Consider the following 24,290-nt stretch of genomic DNA (forward strand, 5'->3'; position numbering starts at 1 on the left):
CGGTCAAGAAAGAACGATCAATCTAGCAGAAGGATTCTTTCCCCGCCGGGCCGCCCCAAGGGGAAAGCGCCCCCTCGGGGGGCAGCAAGCCTGCGGAGCGGGCGCGGCGTGGGGGCCCTTAATCTACCCGACCCTTCTTCTGGATGAACTCGATCTTGTAGCCGTCCGGATCTTCGACGAACGCGATCACGGTGGTGCCGTGCTTCATCGGGCCGGCTTCGCGGGTGACCTTGCCGCCGCGCGCCTTGACCTTGTCACAGGCTTCGTAGGCGTTGTCGACTTCCAGGGCGATGTGGCCGTAGCCGGTGCCCAGGTCGTACTTGTCGGTGTCCCAGTTGTGGGTCAGCTCGATGACGGCGCCTTCGGATTCGTCCTGGTAGCCCACGAAGGCCAGGGTGAACTTGCCGTCGGGGTAGTCGTTGCGGCGCAGGACGCGCATGCCGAGCACGTTGGTATAGAAATCGATGGACTTGTCGAGGTTGCCGACTCGCAGCATGGTGTGGAGCATACGCATGGAGAAATTCCTTAAGCGGTGAGGGGTTGGGGGACGAACCGGGCGTGCCCGGCATGGTCCCTGGAAATTCCCAGGTCTTGCAGCGCGCCGCCCATGGCGTCGACCGCAAGCCGCATCTGGTCGGGCCCGAAGGCGCCGATGCAGCCGACCCGGAAGGTGGGTTGTTCGGTGTTGGTGAAATTGCTGAGCACGAAACCGCGTTGCTTGAGCGCGTCGACGAACAGCTGCAGATTCCAGGTCGGCGCGTCGGGCGCATGCACGTTGACGACGATGGGGCCTTGCAGGTCGGGCGTCAGGTAGGGCGTGAGGCCCAGGCCGGCCACGCCGTCGTACAGCGTGCGCATGTTGGCGGTGTAGCGCGCCAGGCGGGCCTCGCGGCCTTCCTGATGATACAGGTCCAGCGCCACGGCCAGCGCCGCCAGCGTCGGGGCGGGCGGCGTGAAGCGCGGGCCGGCGTTGGGCGCCAGCGTGTGCTGGTAGATGTCGGCCAGGTCCAGCGACCAGCTGCCGGCATTGCCTTGGGCGGCTTGCAGGCGGTCGCGGCGGGCCACGACGAAGGCGGCGCCGGGCAGGCCTTCCAGGCATTTGTTTGCGGTCAGCACGACGGCATCGATGGCCGGCAGGGCAGCCAGGTCCAGCGGCAGCGCGCCGAAGGCCGACACGGCGTCGACGATGACGCGGCGGCCCAGGGCGTGGGCCACCCGGGCCAGTTCGGGCACGTCGTGGCAGATGCCGCTGCCGGTTTCGCTGTAGACCAGCGCCACATGGGTCAGCGTGGGGTCTTGCTCGAGCGCCCGCGCCACGGCTTGCGGATCGACGCGTTCGCGGGTGCCCACGGCCAGCGGCACGGCGACGCGGCCGGCGTCGGCCGCCAGCTTCTGCAGGCGGCTGGCGTAGGCGCCGGTGGACGGCGCCAGCAGGCGCCCGCCCGCGGGCACGAAGGTGCGGATCGCGGCTTCCACCGCGAAATGGCCGCAGCCGGGCAGCGCCAGCGCTTCGTGGTGGGCGGCGTCGGCCTGGGCCACGCGCAGCACGCCCGCGCAGACCTGGCGGTACAGCGCACGGAATTCGTTGTCCCAGGGCGCGTAATCCTGCGCCATGGCGGCCTTCACCCGGGCATCGGTCGTGACCGGGCCGGGAATCAGCAGCAGCATTTTTGGTGTCTCCGAGGGGGTCGCAAAGTCGCCTCGCGCCAGTCCTAGAATTGGGGGAGCGAGGCGGGATCGTGGCGCCGCAGCACGTTCTTGGCTTCTTCGAAGTCGGGCAGGATCTGGCCCACTTCGCGCCAGAAGTCCTGGCTGTGGTTCATTTCGCGCAAGTGGGCAAGCTCGTGCGCGATCACGTAATCGATGATGGCCGGTGCAAAGTGGACCAGGCGCCAGTTCAGCATGATGTTGCCGTCGCTGGTGCACGAGCCCCAGCGCGTGGCTGCCGACGACAGGCGCCAGCGGCTGATCTTCAGGCCGCTGATCTGCAGGAAGTGCGCCAGCCGCGCGCCGAACCAGGCGCCGGCCCGCTGCTGCAGCCAGGCCTGCGCGGCGTCGCGGATGCGGCCCTGGTCGGCCGTGGCGGGCAGGGCCAGCCACAGCGTGTCGCCATCGGCAGGGGCATCGGCATTGCCGGACAGGAAGGTCTGGCGGCTGTCGCCCCCCACGCCCAGCACGATGCGCTTGCCCAGGTAAGGCAGTTCGCCGCCCGCCTGCCAACGCGTGTGCGCCATGGCCAGCTGCTGCTTGCGGGTGTGCCATTCGCGCAGCTTGGCGACGATCCAGCGGGCTTTTTCGCGGACGGCGTCGTCGATCTGCGCCAGCGTGACCCAGTTGGGCGCCGTGACGCGCAGGCCGTCGTCGGTGATGACAAAGCCGATGCTGCGGCGACGCGAGCGCAGCAGCACGAAGCCGATGGGCTGCGGGTCGGTGTCGACCTCGCGCCAGCGGGCGCCGGGCGGCATGGGATCGGGGCAGGGCGTGGGCACGCGCGAGGCGGCGTTGGGCGACAGCGTCAGCAGCGGCTCGCCGGCAGGCTTGGGGGCGGATGGCGCGGCCGCAGGGGGCGTAACAGCAGGGGGCGTAACAGCAGGGGGCGCGACAGGCGCCGCCGCGGGAAACAGCAGCGCAGACTGCGGGTGGACGTCAGGCGGGGCAGCGCGTGGGACAGAGGGCCGAGCCGGGGGGCGCGCGTTCAGCGACGACGCGCCCGAGGGCGCGTCGTGGTCGTGCACGTCGAACAGAAGTTCGAGCTGATCAGTGCTGGCCATACCTTTCAGGGTTAAGACGCCGCATTTCCCCTTCGATCCAGTCTTGCACTTTCTGGTTCAGTTCTTCGGGGGAGATTCCCTTGGATTCTATCGCGGGACCGATGGATAGCGTAACCAGGCCCGGATATTTGACGAAGGCGTTGCGCCGCCAGCATTCGCCGGCATTGTGCGCGACCGGGATGACGACCGCGCCGGTGCGCGAGGCCAGCAGGGCGCCGCCCATCTTGAAACGCGCGGTCTTGCCCGGCGGCACGCGGGTGCCTTCGGGAAACAGCAGCGGCCAGCGGCCTTCGTCCAGCCGGGTCTGTCCCTGCTTGACCACCTGGTCGAAGGCGTCGCGGCCCTTGGAGCGGTCGATGGCGATCATGCGCAGCAGCGCCAGGCCCCAGCCGAAGAACGGCACCATGTGCAGTTCTTTCTTGTAGACGAAGCAGACTTCGCGCGGCATGTAGGCCGGGAAGAACAGGGTTTCCCAGGCCGACTGGTGCTTGGACAGCAGCACGGCGGGGCCGTCGGGCAGGTTTTCCCAGCCCTTGACCTGCCAGCGGATGCCGCAGAACACCTTGGCGCCCCAGATGGCCAGGCGCGGCCAGCCGACGGTGAGCTTGTAGCGCAGGTGCAGCGGCAGCGGCGCCCACAGGATGCAGGCGAAGGCGTAGGGGATGACCGTGATGGCCAGGAACAGGAAATACAGGAACGAGCGCAGCCGGGCCATCAGTTGTCCTGGAGCAGGGCGTCGGCCACGGCCGACAGGTCGTCGCAGACCCGCGTATTGTCGGGCAGGCCGCCTTTGGCCAGCGTCTTCTTGCCGTTGCCGGTCAGCACCAGCCACGGCGAGCAGCCCGCCGCGCTGGAGGCCTGCAGGTCGCGCAGCGAATCGCCCACGGCCGGCACGCCGGCCAGGTCGACGTCGTAGCGGTGGCCGATCTGCTCGAACATGCCGGGGCGCGGCTTGCGGCAGGTGCAGTTGTCGTCCGGGCCATGCGGGCACATGAAGACGGCATCGACGCTGCCGCCGGCCGCGGCCAGCTCGCGCCGCATCTTGGTGTGGATGGCGGTGAGCGTGTCCATGTCGAACAGGCCGCGGGCCAGGCCCGACTGGTTGGTGGCGACGACCACGGTCCAGTCCGCCTGGGTCAGGCGCGCGATGGCCTGCAGGCTGCCGGGCAGGGCGATCCATTCGTCGGGGTTCTTGACGAATGCGTCGCTGTCCTGGTTGATGACGCCGTCGCGGTCGAGGATGATGAGTTTCACTGTGCCAGCCTGGAAATGTCAGCGACCTGGTTCATCAGGGTGTGCAACTGGCCCAGCAGCGCCAGCCGGTTGGCGCGCACGGCGGGGTCGTCGGCCATGACCATGATGTCGGCGAAGAAGGCGTCGACGGGTTCGCGGGCCTGGGCCAGGGTGCGCAGGTTGGCGGCGAAGTCGCCGGCCGCCCGTTGCGCCTCGGCCTGCGGGCGCAGCGCGGCAATCGCGGCGGCCAGGGCTTTTTCGGCGGGTTCGACCAGGGCGGCATCGTTGACCGCGCCGATCTCGCCTTCGGCCTTCTTGAGCAGGTTGCCGATGCGCTTGTTGGCGGCGGCCAGGCTGGCGGCTTCGGGCAACTGCGCGAAGGCGGCGGCGGCGCGTACGCGCTCGGCCACCTGGTGCAGCGGCGGCGTCAGGGCGATGACGGCCTCGACCGCGTTGCGGTCGTGGTCGTTGATGAGCTGGTTGCGGTAGCGCTCGTAGATGAAGGTGCGCACTTCAGCCAGCGTTTCGGCGGGGATCTTGCCTGCCGGGAAGGTGGCGGCCGTGGCGGCCAGCAGGCCGTCCAGCGACAGCGGGCCGTCCTGGTTGAGCTTGAGCCAGCCGCCCGCGGCCAGTTGCTCGAACGCGCTGATCAGGCCCAGCGCGGCGCGGCGCAGGCCGAAGGGATCGCGTTCGCCGGTGGGCGCCAGGCCGATGGCCCAGATGCCGACCAGGGTTTCGGCGCGCTCGGCGATGAACAGCGCGGCGGCGGTCAGGCCGTCTTGCGTGACGGGGGCGTCGTAGCGGTTGCGGTACTGGTTGCGCAGGGCCTGCACGACGCTGTCCGGCTCGCCGTCGCCGGCAGCGTAGTAGGCGCCCATGATGCCTTGCAGCTCGGGGAATTCGCCCACCATGTTCGAACCCAGGTCGGCCTTGGCCAGCAGCGCGGCGCGGTCGGCGGCGGTGACGTCGCTGCCCAGCTTGCCGGCCACGTCGCGGGCGATGGCGCGCACGCGTTCGACGCGTTCAAGCTGGGTGCCCAGCTTGTTGTGGTAGACGATCGAACCCAGTTGCTCGACGCGCGCGGCCAGCGGCGTCTTGCGGTCGGTTTCGAAGAAGAACTGGGCGTCGGCCAGGCGCGGGCGCACCACGCGCTGGTTGCCTTCGACGATGTTCACCGGGTTGTCCGTGTGCATGTTGCTCACGATCAGGAAGCGGTGCGTCAGGCGGCCGGTGGCCGGGTCGAACAGCGGGAAGTATTTCTGGTTCAACCGCATGGTCAGGATCAGGCATTCCTGCGGCACTTGCAGGAACTGCTCTTCGAACTGGCCCACGTAGACGGTGGGATGTTCGACCAGGGCGGTGACTTCGTCGAGCAGCGCGGCCACTTCCGGGTCGTCGCCCAGCGTGGCCGACAGGCGGCCGGCGTGGTCGAGCAGCTGGCGCTGGATTTCATCGCGGCGGCCTTCGAACGAGGCCACCACATGGCCCTTGTCGGCCAGGGTGGCGGCGTAGGCGTCGGCATCGGCGAAGGACACGGCGCCGCTGCTCATGAAGCGGTGGCCAAGGGTGTCGCGGCCGGCGGTCAGGCCCAGCGCGGTGACGGGCACGACGTCGGCGCCGAACAGGGCGACCAGGCCGTGCGCCGGGCGCACGAACTTGACGGTGGTGACGCCGTCGGCCAATTGGTAGCGCATGACCTTGGGGATCGGCAGGCCGTCGATGGCCGCGTCGATGCCTTCCTGCAGGCCGGCGGCCAACTGCGCGCCGGGGGCGGTGCCGCGGGCAACCAGGTAGTCCTGCTTGCCGTCGGATTCGCGTTCCAGGGTGGCCAGGTCGATGTTGTCCAGGCCCTTGGCGGCCAGCTTCTTCTGCAGCGCCGGGGTAGCCTTGCCGTCTTCGGTCAGGCCGATCTTCACGGGCATCAGCTTTTCGGCGTAGGCCTGGTCAGGCGCCTGGGCCAGCACGGCCGACAGGTGCACGGCCAGGCGGCGCGGCGTGGAAAACGCCTGCACGGCGCAGCCGTCGGCCAACAGGCCGTGGCGCTGCAGCGTGGCGCGCACGCCTTCGGCAAAGGCCTGGCCCAGCTTCTGCAGGGCCTTGGGCGGGAGTTCTTCGGTCAGCAGTTCGACCAGCAGCGGGCGGATGTTCGTCGTCATTTATGCAGCCTCCCCGGCGGCCTTGTCGCGGCCCAGCATGGGAAAGCCCAGTCGTTCGCGGGAATCGTAGTAGGCCTGCGCGACGGCGCGCGACAGGTTGCGGATGCGGCCGATATAGGCGGCGCGTTCGGTCACGCTGATCGCGCCGCGCGCGTCCAGCATGTTGAAGGTGTGCGCGGCCTTGAGCGCGGCCTCGTAGGCGGGCAGCGCCAGGGGCACGTCCATCAGGCGCTTGGCTTCGGCTTCGTAGTCGTTGAAATGCGAGAACAGCATTTCGGCCGACGAGTGCTCGAAGTTATAGGTGGATTGCTCGACCTCGTTCTGGTGGAAGACGTCGCGATACAGCACGCGGTTGCCGTTGGCGCCTTCGGTCCAGACCAGGTCGTACACGCTTTGCACGTCCTGCAGGTACATGGCCAGGCGTTCCAGGCCGTACGTGATTTCACCGGTGGTCGGGGTGCAGTCCAGGCCGCCCACTTGCTGGAAATAGGTGAACTGGGTGACTTCCATGCCGTTGAGCCAGACTTCCCAGCCCAGGCCCCAGGCGCCCAGGGTGGGGTTTTCCCAGTCGTCTTCGACGAAGCGGATGTCGTGCTGCGTGGGGTCGATGCCCAGCGCCTTGAGCGAACCGATGTACAGGTCCAGGATTTCCGGGGGCGCGGGTTTCAGCACCACCTGGTACTGGTAATAGTGTTGCAGGCGGTTGGGGTTTTCGCCGTAGCGGCCATCCTTGGGACGGCGCGAGGGCTGCACGTAGGCGGCGCGCCAGGGTTCCGGCCCGATAGCCCGCAGGAATGTGGCCGTGTGCGAGGTGCCGGCGCCGACTTCCATGTCGTAGGGCTGCAGCAGGGCGCAACCCTGCTTGTCCCAGTATTCCTGGAGCGTAAGGATGATTTGCTGAAAGGTGAGCATAGGATTCTTGGAATTCGGTCGCCGGGCGACGTCTGCCGTGGGCGTGGGAAACCGGGCATTTTAACTGGCCCGGGGCAGGGCGGGGGCCGGCCCCCGGAAATGGGGCGATATCCCTGCCGTTACATATTTCCTGGCGTGCCATGGCCGCCGATCGTCCCGCCGGGGACGGATGGCAGGGGCCGTCCGGCCGGCGTGCTCCTGGCGGACACCGGCCGGCCCCGCGCCTGCGGCGGCCAACCATTGGTCGTATCATTCCAGGTTGACGCGCAGTCTTATATAAAACCAACGCATCACACCAACACCCCGGAAGGAGCATCCGCATGTCTGACCTGATCTCGGTGGAAGTCGCCGACGGCATCCAGATCATCACGATCAATCGCCCCGAAGCCAAGAACGCCATCAACCTGGAAACCGCGCAGGCCATGGCCGCCGCGCTGGACCAGCTGGACAGCCGCGACGACGTGCGCATCGGCATCCTGACGGGCGCGGGCGGCACGTTCTCGTCGGGCATGGACCTGAAGGCCTTTGCCAAGTCGGGCCAGCGCCCCTATGTGGAAGGCCGCGGTTTCGCCGGCCTGAACGAAGCGCCGCCCAAGAAGCCCCTGATCGCCGCGGTCGAAGGCTATGCCCTGGCCGGTGGCTGCGAAATGGCCCTGGCATCCGACCTGATCGTGGCCGCCAGCAACGCCAAGTTCGGCCTGCCCGAGGTCAAGCGCGGCCTGGTGGCCGGCGCCGGCGGCATGCTGCGCCTGCCGCGCCGCCTGCCGTACCACATCGCCATGGAAGTGATCCTGACGGGCGACATGCTGAGCGCCGAGCGCGCCTACAGCTTTGGCCTGGTCAACCGCCTGACCGAACCCGGCGGCGCCCTGGCCGGCGCGCTGGAACTGGCGCGCGCCATCGTCGAGAACGGCCCGCTGTCGGTGCAGACTGCCAAGAGCATCGTGGCGCAGTCGGGCGACTGGAATCAGGACGACATGTTCAACCGCCAGCGGCCGCTGATCGCCCATATTTTCGCGTCGGCCGATGCGAAAGAAGGCGCCACGGCTTTCGCTGAAAAAAGAAAGCCCGTCTGGCAGGCAAAATAAAATAAGCTGCACCCCATCGCGCGCGGCCGGCTAGCCGGCCGCGTTTTCACGTTCCCTTCGTAACCCGCATATCGCCATGTCCGTCCTCATCAAAGAAGAAGACTTCATCCAGTCTATCGCTGATGGCATCCAGTTCATCAGCTACTACCATCCCGTCGACTACATCCGCCACCTGGCCCGCGCCTACGAGCGCGAGGAAAGCCCGGCCGCGCGCGATGCGATGGCGCAGATCCTGACCAACTCGCGCATGTGCGCCGAGGGCAAGCGTCCGCTGTGCCAGGACACCGGCATCGTCAACGTGTTCCTGAAGGTCGGCATGGAAGTGCGCTTCGACACCAAGCGCACGCTGCAGGAACTGTGCGACGAAGGCGTGCGCCGCGGCTACCTGAACCCGGACAATCCGCTGCGCGCCTCCGTGCTGGACGATCCGCTGTTCGCCCGCAAGAACACCCGCGACAACACGCCCTGTATCCTGCACGTCGAACTTGTCCCGGGTGACAAGGTCGACGTGCAGCTGGCTTCGAAGGGCGGCGGTTCGGAAAACAAGTCCAAGTTCGCCATGCTCAACCCCAGCGACTCGCTGGTGGACTGGGTGCTCAAGACGGTCCCGACCATGGGCGCCGGCTGGTGCCCGCCGGGCATGCTGGGCATCGGCGTCGGCGGTACCGCTGAAAAGGCCATGCTGATGGCCAAGCAGTCGCTGATGGAAGACATCGACATGTACGAGCTGCTGGCCCGCGGCCCGCAGAACAAGCTGGAAGAGCTGCGCATCGAGCTGTACGAAAAGGTCAACGCGCTGGGTATCGGCGCGCAGGGCCTGGGCGGCCTGACCACCGTGCTCGACGTCAAGATCAGCACCTTCCCGACGCACGCGGCCTCCAAGCCCGTCGCCATGATCCCGAACTGTGCAGCCACCCGCCACGCGCACTTCGAGCTGGACGGCTCGGGCCCGGCCCGCCTGGACCCGCCGTCGCTGTCGGAATGGCCCGAAGTGCACTGGGCGCCCGACTACAACAAGTCCAGGCAGGTCGACCTGAACACGCTGACGCGCGAAGAAGTCGCCAGCTGGAAGCCGGGCCAGACCCTGCTGCTGTCGGGCAAGATGCTGACCGGCCGCGATGCCGCGCACAAGCGCATCCAGGACATGCTGGCCAAGGGCGAGCCCCTGCCGGTGGATTTCACCAACCGCGTCATCTATTACGTGGGTCCGGTGGATCCGGTGGGCGACGAAGTGGTGGGTCCCGCTGGCCCGACCACCGCGACGCGCATGGACAAGTTCACCGACATGATGCTGGAGAAGACCGGCCTGATCTCCATGATCGGCAAGTCCGAACGCGGTCCCGTCGCCATCGAGGCGATCAAGAAGCACGGTTCGGCCTACCTGATGGCCGTGGGTGGCGCGGCGTACCTGGTGTCCAAGGCCATTCGCGGCGCCAAGGTGCTGGGCTTTGCCGACCTGGGCATGGAAGCCATCTACGAATTCGACGTGAAGGACATGCCGGTGACCGTGGCGGTTGACGCCCAGGGCACCTCGGTCCACACGACCGGCCCGAAGGAATGGCAGGCCAAGATCGGCAAGATCCCGGTCGCGGTGGCGTAAGCCTCGTCTGCATCGAAGTCGGCCGCTCTTGTAGCGGCCGATTTTTTTCGCGGCAGGGCTGTGTTTATACTGCCTCCAATTCCGGGATAGTTCAGCGGTAGAACATCCGGCTCCACTCTGGATAGGCGCTGGTTCGACTCCAGCTCCCGGATCCCTCTTTCACTCAGGTGCTCGATGCCTCACGACGACGCGCCAGAGGCGGGCGCGATCGGCAGCGGTTACGCGGCTGCCATGCTCGCCAAGGCCTTCCTCACCCACGAGACCCACGCCGATCCCGACGTGCGCGAGCGCGCCGCCGAGCGCGTGCTGCGTTGGCGGCAGGTGCTGGAACAGGCGCTGGCCGGCACGGTCGACTACGGGTCGCGCACGCCGCTGGCCGGCATTCCCGACTGGGTCACGCTGGAAGTCGTCACGGGCGGATTCGCCACCGGCCAATTGCTGGCGGGCGGACCGCTGGCGGACTTCGAGCGCGAGCTGGCCGCCCGCACGCCGGGCATCCGCACCGGCCACGAGCGGCGCGATCTGAATACCTATTTTCTTGGCGAGGCCGGCATTGCCCAGTTGCAGGCGCGCCTGGCCGATGGCGACTACCGCGTCGACCTGCCCGAGGAAGCGGCGCTGTTGACCGTGGCCTGGCTGCTGCGGCAAGGGCAGGCGCAAGCCGCGCGCGACCTGGTCGCGGAGCTGGCGCCGTTCTTTGACCGCCTGCGCTTCTATCCCGCGCCCTGGGCCGGCGACGAGCCGGCCGCTGCGGACCTGCATGTCAGGACCGCGGGCGAGGTTGCCGGGGTGCTGGCCGCGCTGGCGCCGCAACCACGCTTGCAAGCACAGCGCACGACCGTGACCGAGCTGCTACCGCGCCATGACCGCGCGGTGGCCCTGTTTCTGGAAACGGTGCAGGACGATTGGCCATGCCGGCGCTATCCCGAGGGCTGGAGCGAACGCGCGGCGGCCCTGGTGGGCGAGGTCGAGGCGGCGCAGGCGGCCTCTGGGCGAGCGCTGGGCGGCCTGTCGCGGCGGCACCGGCACAAGCGTGAATTGTTCGACCTGCTGGCGCAATGCGTCCGGGCCGCCGAAACCTTGACGGGCAGGCAGGTGGGGCGGGTGCGCCGCCTGTTGCAGGACTATGTGGCGGCGCACGGCGCGCCGGACGGCCAGGCGGTGCAGGCCCTGCGGGCCCGGCAGCGCGGCGACGTCGCCGCGCCGGGCTTTGAAGCGGCGGCACGCGTTGTTGCCACCCGCTTGCGGGACTACCCCGAACAGGCCGGCGTGCAGGACCTGGCGCCCGTGCTGGCGCCGCTGGCCGAGACCGAGGCGCGCGGCGCGGGTCTGCCGGCACGCCTGGCCGTGCCGGCGCCCGTGGCGCGGCGGGTGCTGCGCTGCCGGACCGGTACGCTGGCGCAATTGGTCGAACGAGGTTTGATCCGCTCGAGCGAATTCCTGGCCACCTTGACACCGCAGGTCACCGCCGCGCAGCAAGGCGCGGGCTTTGTCGATCCAACGCTGCGTGCGCTGTATGAAGCGACCTATCGCGCGTTCCGGCGTCGGCGGTCCCTGTTGCTGCTGAATCTGGCGCGCCAGGCGGCGCTTGGCGATCTGCCGTGGATTGCTGCCGTCGAAAGCTTGCGCCAGCCGGCGCAACGGGATGCCGACGCGGCCGGCGCCGCGTTGACCGAGATCGCCGGCCTGGCCTTGACCGCGTTCCCGCACGCCGCGCTGCCCAACAAGCTGCTGCAAGAGCTGCGCGCCTTGAGCGAACGGGCCGGCCGCGACCTGCCGTGGGGCGAGGAGTTGGCCGCCGATATCTTCATGGGCGAGTTCGGCCCCCAGTTTGTCCAGGCCGCGCGATGCGCGGCGGCCTTGCTGGACGGCAGCCTGTACGCCCGTTACTACGCGCTGGAAGTGCCCGCCATCCTGGCGTTGGCGCCCACGCGCGGCGAAGCGGCCTTTGTCCGCCTGTGCGCCGCGCGCGCCGGTGTGCCGCCGGGGTTCGGGCAGGTCGGCGCGAACGGCATGGTGATCGAACAGCAGCAGATCCTGACTACCCACAACCTGGCGTTGCTGGTGACCGGCGCCGGCTTGGGGCCGGCCTTGCGCGAACGCCACGGCCAACTGGCCTTTGCCGCGTTCGAGTGGCTCTGCGCGCGTCAGCAGATGAAGATCGATGTCTGGCATGCGCGCATCCGCATGCTGCGCAATACCGCCGTGGCCTGGCGGCAGGCGCTGTTCTTCCTGTCGCTGGCCACGCCGGCCGAGCGGGATGAGACGATTGCCGCCATGCAGGCACACCTGGCGGCGCAGGGGGCGGCGTTCCAGGCGCTGTTCCGTCCCGTCATGCGCGGTTTGCAGCAGGCGGCGCGCGGCGCCACGCTGCCGCAGCACGAAGCGGGCGAGCAGGGCGCACGCGTGTTCCGCGGCTGGTTCGCCACGCGCCACTGGATGCTGGACGCGCCGGCCTGAACTGGGCCGGGGCGGCTGCCCTGGCCGCACCCTGGCCGACCGCTGGTGACCTCGCCTGGCGCGTCAGGCGGCCTGTAGCACCTGCAGCACATTGCGCGCCGCGCCCACGCCCATCTTCACGTAGGCATCGCGCGTGACACCGCCCACATGCGGACTCAACAGCAGGCCGGGCTGGCCGTGAAAGGGATGCGGCACGGGCGGTGGTTCCTGCTGGAAGCTGTCCAGCCCGGCGCAGGCCACCTTGCCGCTGCGCACCGCGGCCAGCAGATCCTCTTCGTTCACCAGCCCGCCGCGCGCGGTGTTGACCAGCAGCAGGCCGTCGCGGCACTGCGCCAGCGTGGCCGCGCTGATGAGGCCGCGATTGGCGTCGGTCAGCGGGCAATGCAGCGAGATCGCGTCCGACTCGGCCCATAACCGCGGCAAGTCCACCGGTTCGATCCATGGCGGCAGGTTCTCGGCGTAAGGGTCGTGGCCGATCACCCGCATGTCCAGCGCGTGCGCGACCGTCGCCACGCGCCGGCCGATCGCGCCCAGGCCCACCAGCCCCAGCGTGCGGCCGGCCAGTTCGATGCTCTTGTGCGTGGCCTTGTCCCAGTGGCCGGCGTGCATGCGGGCGTCCAGCGGCACGATGGACTTGGCGCAGGCCAGCAGCAGCGCGATGGCGTGTTCGGCCACCGCGGCGGCATTGGCGCCGGCCGCCGCCTTGACGGCAATGCCGCGCGCAGCGGCCGCCGCGCTGTCGATGGTGTCGATGCCGCTGCCGTGCTTGGAAATCACGCGCAGCGAGCGCGCGGCCTCGATGACGGCGGCGCTGATGCGGCCGTAGCGCACGATGAGCGCCACCGGATCGTGCTGGCGCACCAGCGCCAAGAGGTCCTGTTCCGTGGGCCGCGCACCGGCGTAGACCAGCGCATAGCCGTCCAGTGTCTTCACGGCCTCGTCCGCCAGGTCGGCGCCGGTGACCAGGATGATGGGGCGGGCGGATGCGGCCATTGCATCCATCGAGGACGCGGCGGATGTCATAGCGTTTCTCCCGCGCGCAGGGCGCCAGCCGCGCGCAAGGCGTCCTGCAGCCAGGGCGCACCCAGTTGGCCGGCCTTGATCTCGGCGATGCGGCGCGCTTCGGCGTCCACCTTCTGCTGGGCCAGCGCCAGGATTTCTTCTGCGTTTTCGCGCGGCACGACCACCACGCCGTCGGCATCGCCCACGACCAGGTCGCCCGGATTCACGGTGACGCCGGCCAGCGTCACCGGCCAGTTCACGCGGCCCGGCAGGCCCTTGGTGGGGCCGTTGGGGTTGGTGCCCACGGCGAACACGGGAAAGTCGCCTTCGACCAGTTCGGCCGCATCGCGCACGGCGGCATCGACCACGAAGCCGGCCAGGCCGCTGGCGCGCGCCTGCGTCACCATGATGGCGCCGCACAGCGCGGCCGAGCGGTCGCCCTTGCCTTCGACGACGATGACGTCGCCCGGCTGCGCCAGCGCCAGCGCGGCATGGAACATCAGGTTGTCGCCGGGCCGCAGCTCGACGGTGAAGGCCGGGCCGGCCACGTGCATGCGCGGCGACAGCGGCGCGATGCGGCCGCCCAGCGCGCCGCGGCGTCCGCCCACGTCGGCCAGGATGGCGGCCTGGAATCCGCGGGCGCGTTCGACCAGCTCGGGGCGCACGCGCTGGATGTCGCGGCGAATGGCGGGCAGGGAGGTCGGGTTCATGATGCTGCTTCCTATGTCGGGATGAAAAGTGAACCGGGGTTCAATCGATGGGTTTCAGTCGACGGGCTTCAGTCGATCTTTGCGCCAGATTTCTTGACGATGGCGGCCCACAGCTCGCGGTCGTGGCTCAGGCGCTGGGCCAGCGCCTGCGGCGTGCCGCCCAGCACTTCGCCGCCTTCGGCGCGGATCTTTTCCTGGTATTCGGCGCTGGCCATGGCCTTGTTGGCGGCGGCGTTCAGCGCCTGGATCACCGGTTCGGGCGTGCCGGCCGGGGCCAGCAGGCCGAACCAGGTGGTGGCGTCAAAGCCGCTGTAGCCGGCCTCGCTGACGGTGGGCACGTCCCGCAGCTCGGCCACGCGCTTGCCCGACGTCACCGCCAGCGCGCGCAGCTTGCCCGTGCGGATCTGGCCCAGTGCGGTGGGAATGGACGACATGAACAACTGCACCTGGCCGCCGAACAGGTCATTGAGCGCCTGGTTGGCGCCCTTGTACGGAATGTGCTGCAGCTGGATGCCGGCCGACTGCTGCAGCAGCTCGGCGGTCAGGTGGGCGACGGTGCCGTTGCCCGGCGAGGCGAAATTGAGCGCGCCGGGGTGGGCCTTGGCCTCGCGCACCACGTCGGCCAGCGTCTGGTACGAGGAATTCGCGGCCACCACCAGCACCAGCGGCGCGGTGGCCACCAGCGCGACCGGCGCCAGGTCCTTGGACGGGTCGTACGACAGCTTGGTGTACAGCGTGGGGTTGATGGCCAGGTTGCTGGTCTGGCCCAGCACCAGGGTGTAGCCGTCGGGCGCCGAGCGCGCGGCGGTTTCCACGCCCAGGTTGCCGCCGGCGCCGGGCCGGTTTTCCGCCACCAGGCTCCAGCCCGACGTCTTGTTCAGGGCCACGCCCAACTCGCGCGCGATGATGTCGGTGCCGCCGCCGGGCGGGAAGGGCACGATCAGGCGGATCGGGCGGTCGGGATAGGTCTGGGCGGCGCTGGCGGCGCCCCACAGCAGGCCGGCGGCCAGGACGGCCGCGCGCATAAGCACGTTCATGGTTTGTCTCCGAAGTGTTCTGGTGTTCACAGGCCCCGCGGGCCGGTTGCCACCGCCCGTCGTGTGCGGGCTTGATGGCCGTCGAACTATAGAAAGACGTTTCGCTGCATACAATGCTGTTTCACTGAATGAAACGCGGCGCATGCCGTGAAACGCACCCGCCATGAAGAAGACACCTGTTCCCGCCGTGGTCCCCGAGGTTCGCGAAGCCGACGGCGTGATTGCCGTGGCGCGCGCGATGCGCCTGCTGGAGGCCTTCCAGGTCGACGACGCGTTCGTGTCGCTGGCCGAACTGAGCCGCCGCGCCGGCATGCACAAGACCACCACGCTGCGCATCGCGCGCACGCTGGCGCAGGCGCGCTACCTGGTGCAGCGTGAAGAAGACGGCGCGTGGCGCCTGGGGCCGGCGACGGGCTGGCTGGGCGCGCGCTACCAGGCCTCGTTCGACCTGGACAACGAGATCGAGCCGACCCTGCGTGCGTTGACGCGCGAGACGGGTGAAAGTTCGTCGTTCTTTGTGCGCGAAGGCGATATCCGCACCTGCCTGGTGCGGGTGGAAGGGCCCAAGGCGATCCGCCACCACATCCGCATGGGCGAGGTGCTGCCGCTGGAAAAAGGCTCGCCGGGGCGCGTGCTGCTGGCGTTTTCAGGCGAGCCGGGCGCGCTGTACGAACGCATCCGCCGCGAAGGCTTCTATATCTCGATCGGCGAGCGTGAAGCCGAGATCGCCAGCGTCTCGGCGCCGGTGTTCGGGTCGAACTGGCGCCTGCTGGGCGCCCTGAGCGTGTCGGGGCCGGCAGGCAGGCTGCCGCGCGCCAAGCTGCAAGGCTTTGCCAAGCTGGTCAGCCAGAAGGCCAGCCAGTTGTCGTATGCCTTGAGCGGCGGCGCGCAACGCGCCGCCCCGGTGCGCACGCAGTGGCATCCGTGACGTCGCGCCGCTCGGGATGGGCATTACCGCCATTCCTGACCGTGCACGCGGGCCTGCCCGCGCTTAGCCGGCCGTTCCCTTCGTGAACGCGGCAATGGCCTCGGGCGACTTGCCCAGCACCTCGCGCAGCACTTCTTCGGTGTGCTGGCCCAGCAGCGGCGGCGCGCGCCGGTAGACCACGGGCGACGCCGAAAACCGCAGCGGACTGGCGGTGACGGGCGCCACGCCGCCCGACGGATGCGGCAGGTCACGCCGCAACTGCCGCGCCGCGACCTGCGGATGCGCAAAGGCCTGGGCAATGTCGTTGATCGGTCCGCAGGGCACGCCCACGGCCTCCAGCCTGGCGATCCAGTCATCGCGCTTGCCCTGCCGCATGATCTCGGTGAGCAGCGCCACCAGCGTGTCCCGGTGGGTCACGCGCAACCGGTTGGTGGCAAAGCGCGGGTCGTCGCCCAGCTCGGCGGCGCCGATGGCCGTGCAGTACGCGCGGTACTGCGATTCATTGCCCGTGGCCACGATCAGGTGGCCGTCGCTGGCGGCGAACACCTGGTAGGGCACCACGTTCTGGTGCGCGTTGCCCGCCCGTGTGGGCGCCACGCCGGAATTGAAGTAGTTCGAGTTCTGGTTGGCCAGCAGCGCCACGTGGCTGTCCAGCAGCGCGATGTCCAGGTGCTGGCCCAGGCCGCTGCGGTGGCGCTCTTGCAGCGCCGCCAGGATCGCCACCGTGGCGTACATGCCGGTCACGATGTCGGTCACGGCCACGCCGGCCTTTTGCGGACCGCCGCCCGGCAGGTCGTCGCGTTCGCCGGTGATGCTCATCAGTCCGCCCATGCCCTGGATCATGAAGTCGTAGCCGGGGCGGCGGGCGAACGGGCCGTCCTGGCCGAAGCCGGTGACCGAGCAGTAGATCAGGCGCGGATTGATGGCCTGCAGGCTGGCATAGTCCAGCCCATACCTGGCCAGGCCGCCGACCTTGAAGTTCTCGACCAGGATGTCGCTGACGGCCGCCAGCTCGCGAATCAGCGCGGCGCCTTCCGGCGTGGCCATGTCGGCCTCGACCGAGCGCTTGTTGCGGTTGGCGCTCAGGTAGTAGGCGGACTCGTTGGTGTCGACGCCGTCGCCATCCTTGAGAAACGGCGGCCCCCACGCGCGGGTGTCGTCGCCGACGCGGGGCCGTTCGATCTTGATGACATCGGCCCCCAGGTCGGCCAGGTTCTGCGTGCACCAGGGGCCGGCCAGGATGCGCGACAGGTCCAGCACGCGGATGCCGTCCAGGGCGGGCGCGCGGCTCATGCCCGCACCTCGGCGGCGCCATGGGTCAGGACGACGGTGCCGCGTTCCAGCGCGCGGGCAATGAAGCGGATCTGGCCATCGGCCTGGCGCCACATGTCGCATTGCAGCGTTTCGCCCGGGTAGACCGGCGCCGAGAAGCGCGCGTCCAGCCGGGTCAGGCGCGCGGCGTCGTAGTCGCACCAGGTCTTGACGATGGCGTGCGCCGCCACGCCATAGGTGCACAAGCCATGCAGGATCGGACGCGCATAGCCGGCCTGGTGCGCGACCTCGGGATCGGCATGCAGCGGATTGCGGTCCGCGTTCAGCCGGTACAGCAAGGCGGCCTGCGGCGGAATGCGCAATTCGCAACGCCGGTCCGGTTCGCCGGCCGGCGCGGCCGGCAAGGGTTCGGGGCTGGCATCGCCCTGGCCAAAACCGCCGTCGCCACGGCAGAACGTGCTTTGCTGCAGCGTGGCCAGGTGAGTGCCGGCCTCGTCATGCAGCGTGCGTTCGGTGACGACGATGGCGCCTTTGTCCGCACCCTTGTCGATCACATGCGTGATGCGGCTTTTGCCGACGACCGTGCCGGCCGTGGGCAGGGGCGCATGCAGCGTCATGCGCTGTTCGCCATGCACCAGCCGCACCCAGTCGATGCCGGCGCGCGGATCGCTCATCCAGAAGCCGGGATAGCCCAGCACCACGCTCATGGTCGGAAAGGATTGCAGGCCTTTCTCATACACGTAGCGCAGCTGGCGGCTGTCTTCGGGGTCTTGCCCCAGGCCGATGCCCAGCGCATACAGCATGGTGTCCTTGTCTTCGTAGTGCTGGCGCACGTCATCGAAACGCCAGTGCTTCACGGTTGCGTAGTCCAGCGGCATGGCGGTCTCAGATGGGGTCCCAGTCGATCACGTCGGGCGAACGCTCCAACGCGTAGAAGTGCTTGCGCATGGCGGGCACGGCGATCTCGCCGATGCTTTCGGGCGTCCAGCCATCGCTGTGGTGCACGCTGCGCACCGGGCGCGGCTGGCTCATCAGCATGATCTCGTTGGCGCGCACCGCGAAGATCTGCGCGGTGACTTCGCTGGCCGCATCGCTGGCCAGGTACACGGCCAGGGGCGCGACCTTGCCGGCTTCCATCTTCTTGAGTTTCTCGACGCGCGCCTTTTCCTCGTCGGTCTCGGCGGGAATGGAACTGGTCATGCGGCTCCAGGCAAAGGGCGCGATGCAGTTCGAACGCACGTGATAGCGCGCCATGTCCAGCGCGATGGACTTGGACAACGCCACGATGCCCAGCTTGGCGGCCGCGTAGTTGGCCTGGCCGAAGTTGCCGATCAGTCCCGAGGTGGACGTCATGTGCACGAAGGCGCCCGATTCCTGTTCGCGAAAATACGGCGCCGCCGCACGGCTCATGAAGAACGAACCGTTCAGGTGCACGTCGATGACCTGGCGCCACTCTTCTTCGCTCATCTTGTGGAACACGCGGTCGCGCAGATTGCCGGCGTTGTTGACCACCGCATCGATGCGGCCGAAGGCGTCGATGGCGGTCTGCACGATCCGGCTGGCGCTGTCGTAGGCCGCCACGCTGTCGGTGTTGGCCACCGCTTGCCCGCCCGCCGCGATGATCTCGCGCACCACGGCGTGCGCGGGGCCGTCGCCGCCGCCTTCGCCGGTGAGCGACACGCCGATATCGTTGACCACCACCTTGGCGCCCGCCTGCGCCATGGCCAATGCAACGCCGCGGCCGATACCGCCGCCCGCGCCCGTCACGACCACTACCTTGCCGGAAACAATACCGCTCATTGGGCCTACTCCTGTGCCGCGGCGCGCACGCCGCATGGAAAACAGTTCCGCGTCAAACCCGATGGTTTACGGGGTTGCCCCATGGTATGTTCGTGACGGCATTCGAAGAATTCAAAATTAGAAATGCCCCCCTTCTGTGTGGTGGAACATGAGACATGATCTGACTGACCTGCGGCTCTTCCTGAACGTGGGAGAAACGCTGAATCTGACGCGCGCGGCCGAACGCACGTTCCTGTCGCTACCCGCCGCCAGCGCGCGGGTCAAGCACATGGAAGAAGCCTTCAAGGCGCGCCTGCTGGTGCGCATGGCGACCGGCGTGGCCCTGACACCGGCGGGCGAAGTGCTGCTCAAGCACGCCAACGCCGTGTTCCGCCAGCTCGAATGCCTGAACGCCGATCTGCAGCCCTACGCCAGCGGCCTGAAAGGCCGGCTGCGGCTGCTGGCCAACACGACCGCCACCAATTCGTTCCTGGCCGACGCACTGTCGACCTTCCTGGCGGAAAACCCCGACGTCGACGTGGAACTCGAAGAAAAGATCTCGGGCGACATCGTCATCGCGATCCGCGCCGGGGCCGGCGATCTTGGCCTGGTGGCTGGAAATATCGATGTCGAAGGCCTGGACGTCACGCCGCTGTTCCGCGACGAACTGACGGTGGTGACGTCGCTGGACCACCCGCTGGCTGCCTCGAAGTCGGCCCATTTCGTCGACCTGGTGGATGCCTACCAATTCGTCGGCATCCACCCCGACAGTGCGATCCAGACCTTCCTGGAAGACATCGCCAGCGGCCTGGGCAAGCGCATCTGCCAACGTGTGCACGTGGGCAGTTTCGAGGCCGTGTGCCGCATGGTGGAAGCCGGCGCCGGCATCGCCGTGGTGCCCCGCGCCTGCGCCGCGCGCTACAGCCGCCCCGACGCGCTGCACGTGCTGAAACTGGAAGACCCCTGGGCCCTGCGCGACCGCCTGCTGTGCCGCCAACGCGGCCGCGACCTGCCCAGTTTCGCCGAGTGCTTCATCGAACACGTGCAACGCGCGGCGCGCGGCCAGTAGCCGCCACAGATAGTGTCCGCTGACCGAACGCGGCATGCCGGCGAAAGAGGGGCTTTTGAAAATGTGTAGCGGCAAAAGCGGCGCGGAGGCAAATAATAAAAAAAGCCCCGGCCGTGCATGACGCGCGGCAACGCAGAAGACGGGGCGGGCAGGCGGCAGGGCACCGCGTGGTTCAGGTGCGGTTTGCGGCCAGGCCACCGACAAGAACGACCCTCAGGAGACCGCCTTGCAAGATCCTCAACGCCGCCGCGTCATCGCGGGGCTGGGCGCCGCGTGCGCCACCGCCATGCTTCCCAAGTTCGCCCAAGCCGCCACCTGGCCCGGCCACGCCGTGACCTTCATCGTGCCGTTTCCCGCCGGCGGCCCGGTGGATACGACCGCCCGCTTCACGACCCAACCCCTGGGCCACCTTTGGTCGGTGCCCACGGTCGTGGACAACCGCTCGGGCGCAGGCGGCATCGTAGGCGCCCAATTCGCGGCCAAGGCCGAACCCGACGGCTACAACTTCTTCTTCGCCTCGATCCACCATGCGGTGCTGCCAAGCCTGCGCGACAACCTGACGTACGACATCACGCGCGATTTCGTGCCGGTCGGCATGGCGGCAGTCTTCCCGATCGTGCTGGTGGTGAACCCATCGCTACCGGTGAATTCGGTGAGCGAACTGATCGCCTATGCGAAGGCGAACCCCGGCAAGCTGTCGTTCAGTTCGTCGGGCACGGGCGGCGGCACGCACCTGGCGGGCGAGCTGTTCAACGCGATGGCAGGCGTCAAGATCCAACACATCCCGTACCGAGGCAGCGCCCCGGCGATGCAAGACCTGCTGGGCGGCCAGGTACAGGTGATGTTCGCCGACGGGCCCTCCGCCGTGCCGCATCTGAAGACAGGCAAGGTGCGCGCGCTGGGGGTCGGCAATCCGACGCGCTCAAGCATGCTGCCGGACGTGCCGACGATTGCAGAGTCGGGGTTGCCGGGCTACGAGGCGTATTCCTGGAGCGGGCTGATGGCACCTAAGGGGACGCCGGGGGAGATCGTTTCTAAACTGAATGCCGATTTGGTGAAGGTCTTGTCTGACGCGGGGACAGCGAAGGCTATGTTGGCGGCTGGGGCTGAGCCTAAGCCTGGGAGTGCTGGGGAATTTGGGGAGTTTGTGAGGGGCGAGGTTGTGAAGTGGCGGGAGTTGATTAAGAAGGCGGATATTAGGCTTGAGTAGGGTGGTGGGGTGTCGTTCTTGAGTCGCGCTTGGCGGTGTCGGTGTGCGGTGGGCGGGGCTACGATTGCGGTCCGGAGCCTTCGCTCCGGACTGCCCCGTCGTCATCGTCGTCCGCCTTCGGCTCCCTTCCGATTCCCTCGGGCGCATCTAACGCCCCGCCCACCGCACACCGACACCGCCAAGCGCTCACACTGTAGATTCGCGTCGGACGTTGGGGCGGGCGGTGTGCTTGGCATGGTAGCCACGGTCAGAGTGGGGTGGGCGGGGTGGGACGGTGCCCGTCTCGTGCCGGCCGCGCGGGCGGCCTTACGAGACTTACGCGGCGTCTTGCGGGCGCCGATGCCGCTCTCGCGTGTGGGTGGCGATGCTGGTGGTCGACGCTGGTGGTTGATGCTGGTGGTGTTAGAGCGGCCTGTTTTGTGCGTGCCTGGTGCTGGCGCAAATGCGGCAGTATCTATCGGCGCGGATGCCGTGGCGTTCGACGTCAGTGCGCAGCGCCCGATGGGCGGCGCGCGAGACAGTCAACATGCGCAAGCCAGTGCCTGCTCGCGCCGCCCATCACCGCCCCTCCCCCCGACGCGAGGAACCAAAAGAACCCCAATCTCCACCAGCGCGAAGCGCCGCCGCAACACATTCCAGCAACGCAATGCCAAACGTGGCCGCCCGCGCGGCCGCGGCTTGGCGACCCGGTAGATTCCATTCCCTGAACACGGGTCTAGCAGCGCATCAATCCCAGACGCACGTAGCCCCTGGCGGGGGTGGCATGCGGAGTGGGCAACCTCGATGCGCCCGAGGGAATCTGAAGGAGGGGCCGTAGGCCCGGACGAAGATGACGAAGGGGAAGTCCGGAGCGAAGGCTCCGGACCGCAATCGTGGGCGCCCACTCCGCATGCCACCCCCGCCAGGGGCGACCTACGAAGATCAACCGACCGCACAACCCAAACAGAATCACATAAGTAAAAACAAAAACCACAAAAGAAGTAATCAAGCAATCTCAAGAAATACGAAGCAATGTTTTCCTTGCCTCTCGATACTCTGCCTCCAGCAATGCAACCAGATCTGCCACCGCCAAGATCTCTTGGCTTGAACCCACGCCCTGGCCCGCGCTCCAGATGTCTTTCCAGGGGGTGGGGCGGGTGGATTTGTCCAGGTTGGGGGCTGGGGGTGTTGTTTGCCTTTTTATGTGGTGGGGATCCAGGCCTGCGGCCTGGATGCTGGGGGTCAGGTAGTTGGCGGGGACGCCGGAAAAATAGGGGGTGTTGAGTACGTCTGCGGCTTGCGCGCCTAACACCATCTCCCTATAGGCTTCGTTTGCCAGGGATTCTTGGGTCGCGATGAAGCGGGTGCCCATGTAGGCGAAATCGCAGCCCAGGGCCTCGGTGGCCAGGATGTCCTTGCCGTGGCTGATGCAGCCCGACAGGGCCAGCGGGCCGTCGTAGAACGCGCGGATTTCGTTGACCAGGGCGATCGGGTTCAGTTGGCCCGCGTGGCCGCCTGCGCCGGCGGCTACCAGGATCAGGCCGTCTACCCCCGCGTCCAGCGCGCGCTTGGCGTGGCGGACCGTTGTTACGTCGTGGTAGACCTGGCCGCCGTAGGCGTGGGCGGCGCGCACCACGGCTTCCGGTGGGGAGAGCGATGTGATCAGCAGCGGCACCTGGCGTTCCGCGCAGATTGCCAGGTCGCCTTGCCAGCGGGCGTTGCTGGGGTGCACGATCAGGTTCACCCCGTACGGGGCGACCTGCGTGCCTGGCGATGCGCGGCGGGTCGCGGCCAGGCGGGTTTCGATGCGGGTGATCCACTCGTGCAGCTGCTCCTGCGGGCGGGCGTTCAGCGATGGGAACGTGCCGATGATGCCGGCGCCGCATTGCGCGGCCACCAGATCCGGGCCCGAGACCAGGAACATGGGGGCGCCGATGATCGGCAATCGGGTTTGCGTGCGCAAGGCGGGCGTTCGGCTCATAGGCAGGTTCCGGGTGCGGTTCAACAGAAAAGGGTCAGTTCGCCTGGATGTTCGCGCTCTGGATCACGTCCGCCCATAGCGCGTACTCGCGGTCGATGCGGTCTTGCAGCGCGGCGGCGTCGCCCGTGTTGATCGTGTAGCCGCCTTCCGTCATCGCGCGGCGAAACGCCGGGTCTTGCGATACGTCCGACAGTGCGCGGGTCAGGCGGGCGCGGATGTTGTCCGGCAGCTTCTTCGGCGCCACCAGCGCGTACCAGCCCACCACCTCGTAGTCTTTCATGCCCGCCTCGATCATCGTCGGCACGTCCGGCAGCTCGGGGTTGCGCGTGCGTGACGTGACCGCCAGCGCGCGCGCCTTGCCGCTCTTGATGAACGGGATCGCCGTGCTGGTGATGTCGAACATGAACGTGATCTTGCCGCTCACCACGTCCATCATCGCCGGTGAATTGCCGCGGTAGGGCACGTGCAGCATCGGCACGCCCGCCTGCTTTTTCAGCAGCTCGGCCGACAGGTGGTTCGATGCCCCGATGCCTGCCGATCCGAACGACACCGCGTCGGGGTGGGCGCGGGCGTAGTCCACCAGTTCGGCCACGCTCTTGGCGGGCGCCTGCGGGCCGATCAGCAGCACGTTGGCGTAGTCCACGATCAGGCCGATCAGCGAGAAGTCCTTGCGCGGATCGAATAGCGTACTGCGCTGCACCAGCGGCGACATCGTCAGCGTGGGGCTGGCGGCAAAGCCCAGCAGGTAGCCGTCGGGTGGCGCCTTGGCCGTGGCGTCGGACGCGATCATGCCGCTGGCGCCCGCGCGGTTTTCCACCACCACGGCCTGGCCCAGCTTGTCGCCCAGGTACTTGGCGAAGACGCGCGCGGTGGTGTCCACCGGGCCGCCCGGGGCGTAGCCCACCAGCAGGCGGATCGGCCGGTCGGGATAGGCATTGTCGGCGGCGGCGGGGGCGCCGGTCGCCAGGGCCGCGGCGAAGGTCGCCGCGGCCAGCAGGGGCTTGATGTTCACGCTCATGTCTCCTTGGGGATAGGCCGGTCGCAGAGCGGAACGAAGCGTGCGCGCCTACGCCGGCCTTTGTTTCAGCGGCTGGGGATAAGTG

At 68.3% G+C, this 24,290-nt stretch carries 21 protein-coding genes and 1 tRNA gene; 7 read left to right on the forward strand and 15 right to left on the reverse strand.

What is annotated here, in order from left to right:
* Positions 1 to 118: 118 nt before the first annotated feature.
* Genes gloA through glyQ form a run of 7 tightly spaced genes read right to left on the reverse strand, consistent with a single transcriptional unit; the run spans position 119 to position 7,072 of the window.
* Positions 119 to 514, reverse strand: coding sequence for a lactoylglutathione lyase (gene gloA / locus U858_RS0108245; RefSeq protein WP_025136694.1), 396 nt, complete (start codon positions 512 to 514; stop codon positions 119 to 121).
* Between the two features lie 11 nt (positions 515 to 525).
* Entirely contained in the window at positions 526 to 1,668 is a 1,143-nt protein-coding gene (locus tag U858_RS0108250; protein WP_025136695.1) for a 2-aminoethylphosphonate--pyruvate transaminase, read from the reverse strand.
* Between the two features lie 44 nt (positions 1,669 to 1,712).
* On the reverse strand, positions 1,713 to 2,771 hold the full coding sequence (locus tag U858_RS33625; RefSeq protein WP_025136696.1) for a M48 family metallopeptidase: 1,059 nt from the start codon (positions 2,769 to 2,771) through the stop codon (positions 1,713 to 1,715).
* Positions 2,758 to 3,486, reverse strand: a complete 729-nt coding sequence (locus U858_RS0108260) for a 1-acyl-sn-glycerol-3-phosphate acyltransferase (RefSeq protein ID WP_025136697.1) — start codon at positions 3,484 to 3,486, stop codon at positions 2,758 to 2,760. The genes U858_RS33625 and U858_RS0108260 overlap by 14 nt, the downstream gene beginning before the upstream one ends.
* Complete coding sequence (gene gmhB, locus U858_RS0108265; RefSeq protein WP_025136698.1) at positions 3,486 to 4,025, reverse strand: D-glycero-beta-D-manno-heptose 1,7-bisphosphate 7-phosphatase; 540 nt, start codon at positions 4,023 to 4,025, stop codon at positions 3,486 to 3,488. Before gmhB ends, U858_RS0108260 begins: the two co-directional genes overlap by 1 nt.
* Positions 4,022 to 6,160, reverse strand: coding sequence for a glycine--tRNA ligase subunit beta (glyS, locus tag U858_RS0108270; protein ID WP_025136699.1), 2,139 nt, complete (start codon positions 6,158 to 6,160; stop codon positions 4,022 to 4,024). Before glyS ends, gmhB begins: the two co-directional genes overlap by 4 nt.
* Positions 6,161 to 7,072, reverse strand: a complete 912-nt coding sequence (gene glyQ / locus U858_RS0108275; RefSeq protein ID WP_025136700.1) for a glycine--tRNA ligase subunit alpha — start codon at positions 7,070 to 7,072, stop codon at positions 6,161 to 6,163.
* Between the two features lie 320 nt (positions 7,073 to 7,392).
* Here glyQ and U858_RS0108280 point away from each other — a divergent pair, with 320 nt between their 5' ends.
* From U858_RS0108280 to U858_RS0108295, 4 genes are all read left to right on the forward strand, one after another.
* Complete coding sequence (locus U858_RS0108280; protein ID WP_025136701.1) at positions 7,393 to 8,160, forward strand: crotonase/enoyl-CoA hydratase family protein; 768 nt, start codon at positions 7,393 to 7,395, stop codon at positions 8,158 to 8,160.
* A gap of 76 nt (positions 8,161 to 8,236) precedes the next feature.
* The gene (locus U858_RS0108285) at positions 8,237 to 9,760 is read left to right on the forward strand and encodes a fumarate hydratase (protein WP_025136702.1); all 1,524 of its coding nucleotides are present in this window, start codon (positions 8,237 to 8,239) and stop codon (positions 9,758 to 9,760) included.
* An 80-nt stretch (positions 9,761 to 9,840) separates the two neighbouring features.
* Positions 9,841 to 9,912: transfer RNA gene (locus tag U858_RS0108290), tRNA-Trp, on the forward strand.
* 22 nt (positions 9,913 to 9,934) lie between these two features.
* Entirely contained in the window at positions 9,935 to 12,220 is a 2,286-nt protein-coding gene (locus tag U858_RS0108295) for a hypothetical protein (RefSeq protein ID WP_025136703.1), read from the forward strand.
* A 63-nt stretch (positions 12,221 to 12,283) separates the two neighbouring features.
* On the opposite strand, the gene U858_RS0108300 is transcribed toward U858_RS0108295, so the two are convergent.
* From U858_RS0108300 to U858_RS0108310, 3 genes are all read right to left on the reverse strand, one after another.
* Positions 12,284 to 13,243, reverse strand: a complete 960-nt coding sequence (locus U858_RS0108300; RefSeq protein ID WP_232786516.1) for an NAD(P)-dependent oxidoreductase — start codon at positions 13,241 to 13,243, stop codon at positions 12,284 to 12,286.
* Entirely contained in the window at positions 13,240 to 13,932 is a 693-nt protein-coding gene (locus tag U858_RS0108305; protein ID WP_025136705.1) for an RraA family protein, read from the reverse strand. The genes U858_RS0108300 and U858_RS0108305 overlap by 4 nt, the downstream gene beginning before the upstream one ends.
* Positions 13,933 to 14,000: 68 nt before the next feature.
* Positions 14,001 to 14,969, reverse strand: coding sequence for a tripartite tricarboxylate transporter substrate binding protein (locus tag U858_RS0108310; protein WP_025136706.1), 969 nt, complete (start codon positions 14,967 to 14,969; stop codon positions 14,001 to 14,003).
* 163 nt (positions 14,970 to 15,132) lie between these two features.
* On the opposite strand from U858_RS0108310, the gene U858_RS0108315 reads away from it, so the two are divergent.
* Positions 15,133 to 15,897: an IclR family transcriptional regulator gene (locus tag U858_RS0108315; RefSeq protein WP_025136707.1), complete on the forward strand. Its 765-nt coding sequence runs from the start codon at positions 15,133 to 15,135 to the stop codon at positions 15,895 to 15,897.
* Positions 15,898 to 15,960: 63 nt separating this feature from the next.
* Here the strand turns inward: U858_RS0108315 and U858_RS0108320 are convergent, their stop codons facing one another.
* The 3 genes from U858_RS0108320 to U858_RS0108330 are packed head-to-tail and all read right to left on the reverse strand — an operon-like array spanning position 15,961 to position 18,969.
* Positions 15,961 to 17,190 carry a CaiB/BaiF CoA-transferase family protein gene (locus tag U858_RS0108320; RefSeq protein ID WP_025136708.1) on the reverse strand — a complete coding sequence of 410 codons (1,230 nt, stop codon included), beginning with the start codon at positions 17,188 to 17,190 and terminating at the stop codon, positions 15,961 to 15,963.
* Entirely contained in the window at positions 17,187 to 18,047 is an 861-nt protein-coding gene (locus U858_RS0108325) for a MaoC/PaaZ C-terminal domain-containing protein (protein WP_025136709.1), read from the reverse strand. Before U858_RS0108325 ends, U858_RS0108320 begins: the two co-directional genes overlap by 4 nt.
* Positions 18,048 to 18,054: 7 nt before the next feature.
* Entirely contained in the window at positions 18,055 to 18,969 is a 915-nt protein-coding gene (locus tag U858_RS0108330) for an SDR family NAD(P)-dependent oxidoreductase (RefSeq protein WP_025136710.1), read from the reverse strand.
* Between the two features lie 148 nt (positions 18,970 to 19,117).
* On the opposite strand from U858_RS0108330, the gene U858_RS0108335 reads away from it, so the two are divergent.
* Complete coding sequence (locus tag U858_RS0108335) at positions 19,118 to 20,017, forward strand: LysR substrate-binding domain-containing protein (RefSeq protein ID WP_025136711.1); 900 nt, start codon at positions 19,118 to 19,120, stop codon at positions 20,015 to 20,017.
* Positions 20,018 to 20,243: 226 nt separating this feature from the next.
* Entirely contained in the window at positions 20,244 to 21,227 is a 984-nt protein-coding gene (locus U858_RS0108340; protein WP_025136712.1) for a tripartite tricarboxylate transporter substrate binding protein, read from the forward strand.
* A 994-nt stretch (positions 21,228 to 22,221) separates the two neighbouring features.
* On the opposite strand, the gene U858_RS0108345 is transcribed toward U858_RS0108340, so the two are convergent.
* Complete coding sequence (locus U858_RS0108345; protein ID WP_025136713.1) at positions 22,222 to 23,187, reverse strand: nitronate monooxygenase family protein; 966 nt, start codon at positions 23,185 to 23,187, stop codon at positions 22,222 to 22,224.
* Positions 23,188 to 23,221: 34 nt separating this feature from the next.
* Positions 23,222 to 24,205: a tripartite tricarboxylate transporter substrate-binding protein gene (locus U858_RS0108350; protein WP_029953656.1), complete on the reverse strand. Its 984-nt coding sequence runs from the start codon at positions 24,203 to 24,205 to the stop codon at positions 23,222 to 23,224.
* Positions 24,206 to 24,290 lie beyond the last annotated feature (85 nt).

It is taken from the genome of Achromobacter sp. DH1f (genome assembly GCF_000633435.1).
Classification (GTDB): Bacteria; Pseudomonadota; Gammaproteobacteria; order Burkholderiales; family Burkholderiaceae_B; genus Achromobacter; species Achromobacter deleyi.

What these genes read in the sequence shown, in the direction of transcription:
- U858_RS0108320 (WP_025136708.1), bottom strand. Translation starts at nt 17,190, where the DNA reads ATGAGCCGCGCGCCCGCCCTGGACGGCATCCGCGTGCTGGACCTGTCG.
- U858_RS0108250 (WP_025136695.1), bottom strand. Translation starts at nt 1,668, where the DNA reads ATGCTGCTGCTGATTCCCGGCCCGGTCACGACCGATGCCCGGGTGAAG.
- U858_RS0108335 (WP_025136711.1), top strand. Translation starts at nt 19,118, where the DNA reads ATGAGACATGATCTGACTGACCTGCGGCTCTTCCTGAACGTGGGAGAA.
- U858_RS0108260 (WP_025136697.1), bottom strand. Translation starts at nt 3,486, where the DNA reads ATGGCCCGGCTGCGCTCGTTCCTGTATTTCCTGTTCCTGGCCATCACG.
- U858_RS0108300 (WP_232786516.1), bottom strand. Translation starts at nt 13,243, where the DNA reads ATGACATCCGCCGCGTCCTCGATGGATGCAATGGCCGCATCCGCCCGC.
- U858_RS0108285 (WP_025136702.1), top strand. Translation starts at nt 8,237, where the DNA reads ATGTCCGTCCTCATCAAAGAAGAAGACTTCATCCAGTCTATCGCTGAT.
- U858_RS0108305 (WP_025136705.1), bottom strand. Translation starts at nt 13,932, where the DNA reads ATGAACCCGACCTCCCTGCCCGCCATTCGCCGCGACATCCAGCGCGTG.
- U858_RS0108280 (WP_025136701.1), top strand. Translation starts at nt 7,393, where the DNA reads ATGTCTGACCTGATCTCGGTGGAAGTCGCCGACGGCATCCAGATCATC.
- U858_RS0108330 (WP_025136710.1), bottom strand. Translation starts at nt 18,969, where the DNA reads ATGAGCGGTATTGTTTCCGGCAAGGTAGTGGTCGTGACGGGCGCGGGC.
- U858_RS33625 (WP_025136696.1), bottom strand. Translation starts at nt 2,771, where the DNA reads ATGGCCAGCACTGATCAGCTCGAACTTCTGTTCGACGTGCACGACCAC.
- gloA (WP_025136694.1), bottom strand. Translation starts at nt 514, where the DNA reads ATGCGTATGCTCCACACCATGCTGCGAGTCGGCAACCTCGACAAGTCC.
- U858_RS0108345 (WP_025136713.1), bottom strand. Translation starts at nt 23,187, where the DNA reads ATGAGCCGAACGCCCGCCTTGCGCACGCAAACCCGATTGCCGATCATC.
- glyQ (WP_025136700.1), bottom strand. Translation starts at nt 7,072, where the DNA reads ATGCTCACCTTTCAGCAAATCATCCTTACGCTCCAGGAATACTGGGAC.
- glyS (WP_025136699.1), bottom strand. Translation starts at nt 6,160, where the DNA reads ATGACGACGAACATCCGCCCGCTGCTGGTCGAACTGCTGACCGAAGAA.
- U858_RS0108295 (WP_025136703.1), top strand. Translation starts at nt 9,935, where the DNA reads ATGCCTCACGACGACGCGCCAGAGGCGGGCGCGATCGGCAGCGGTTAC.
- U858_RS0108310 (WP_025136706.1), bottom strand. Translation starts at nt 14,969, where the DNA reads ATGAACGTGCTTATGCGCGCGGCCGTCCTGGCCGCCGGCCTGCTGTGG.
- U858_RS0108350 (WP_029953656.1), bottom strand. Translation starts at nt 24,205, where the DNA reads ATGAGCGTGAACATCAAGCCCCTGCTGGCCGCGGCGACCTTCGCCGCG.
- U858_RS0108325 (WP_025136709.1), bottom strand. Translation starts at nt 18,047, where the DNA reads ATGCCGCTGGACTACGCAACCGTGAAGCACTGGCGTTTCGATGACGTG.
- U858_RS0108315 (WP_025136707.1), top strand. Translation starts at nt 15,133, where the DNA reads ATGAAGAAGACACCTGTTCCCGCCGTGGTCCCCGAGGTTCGCGAAGCC.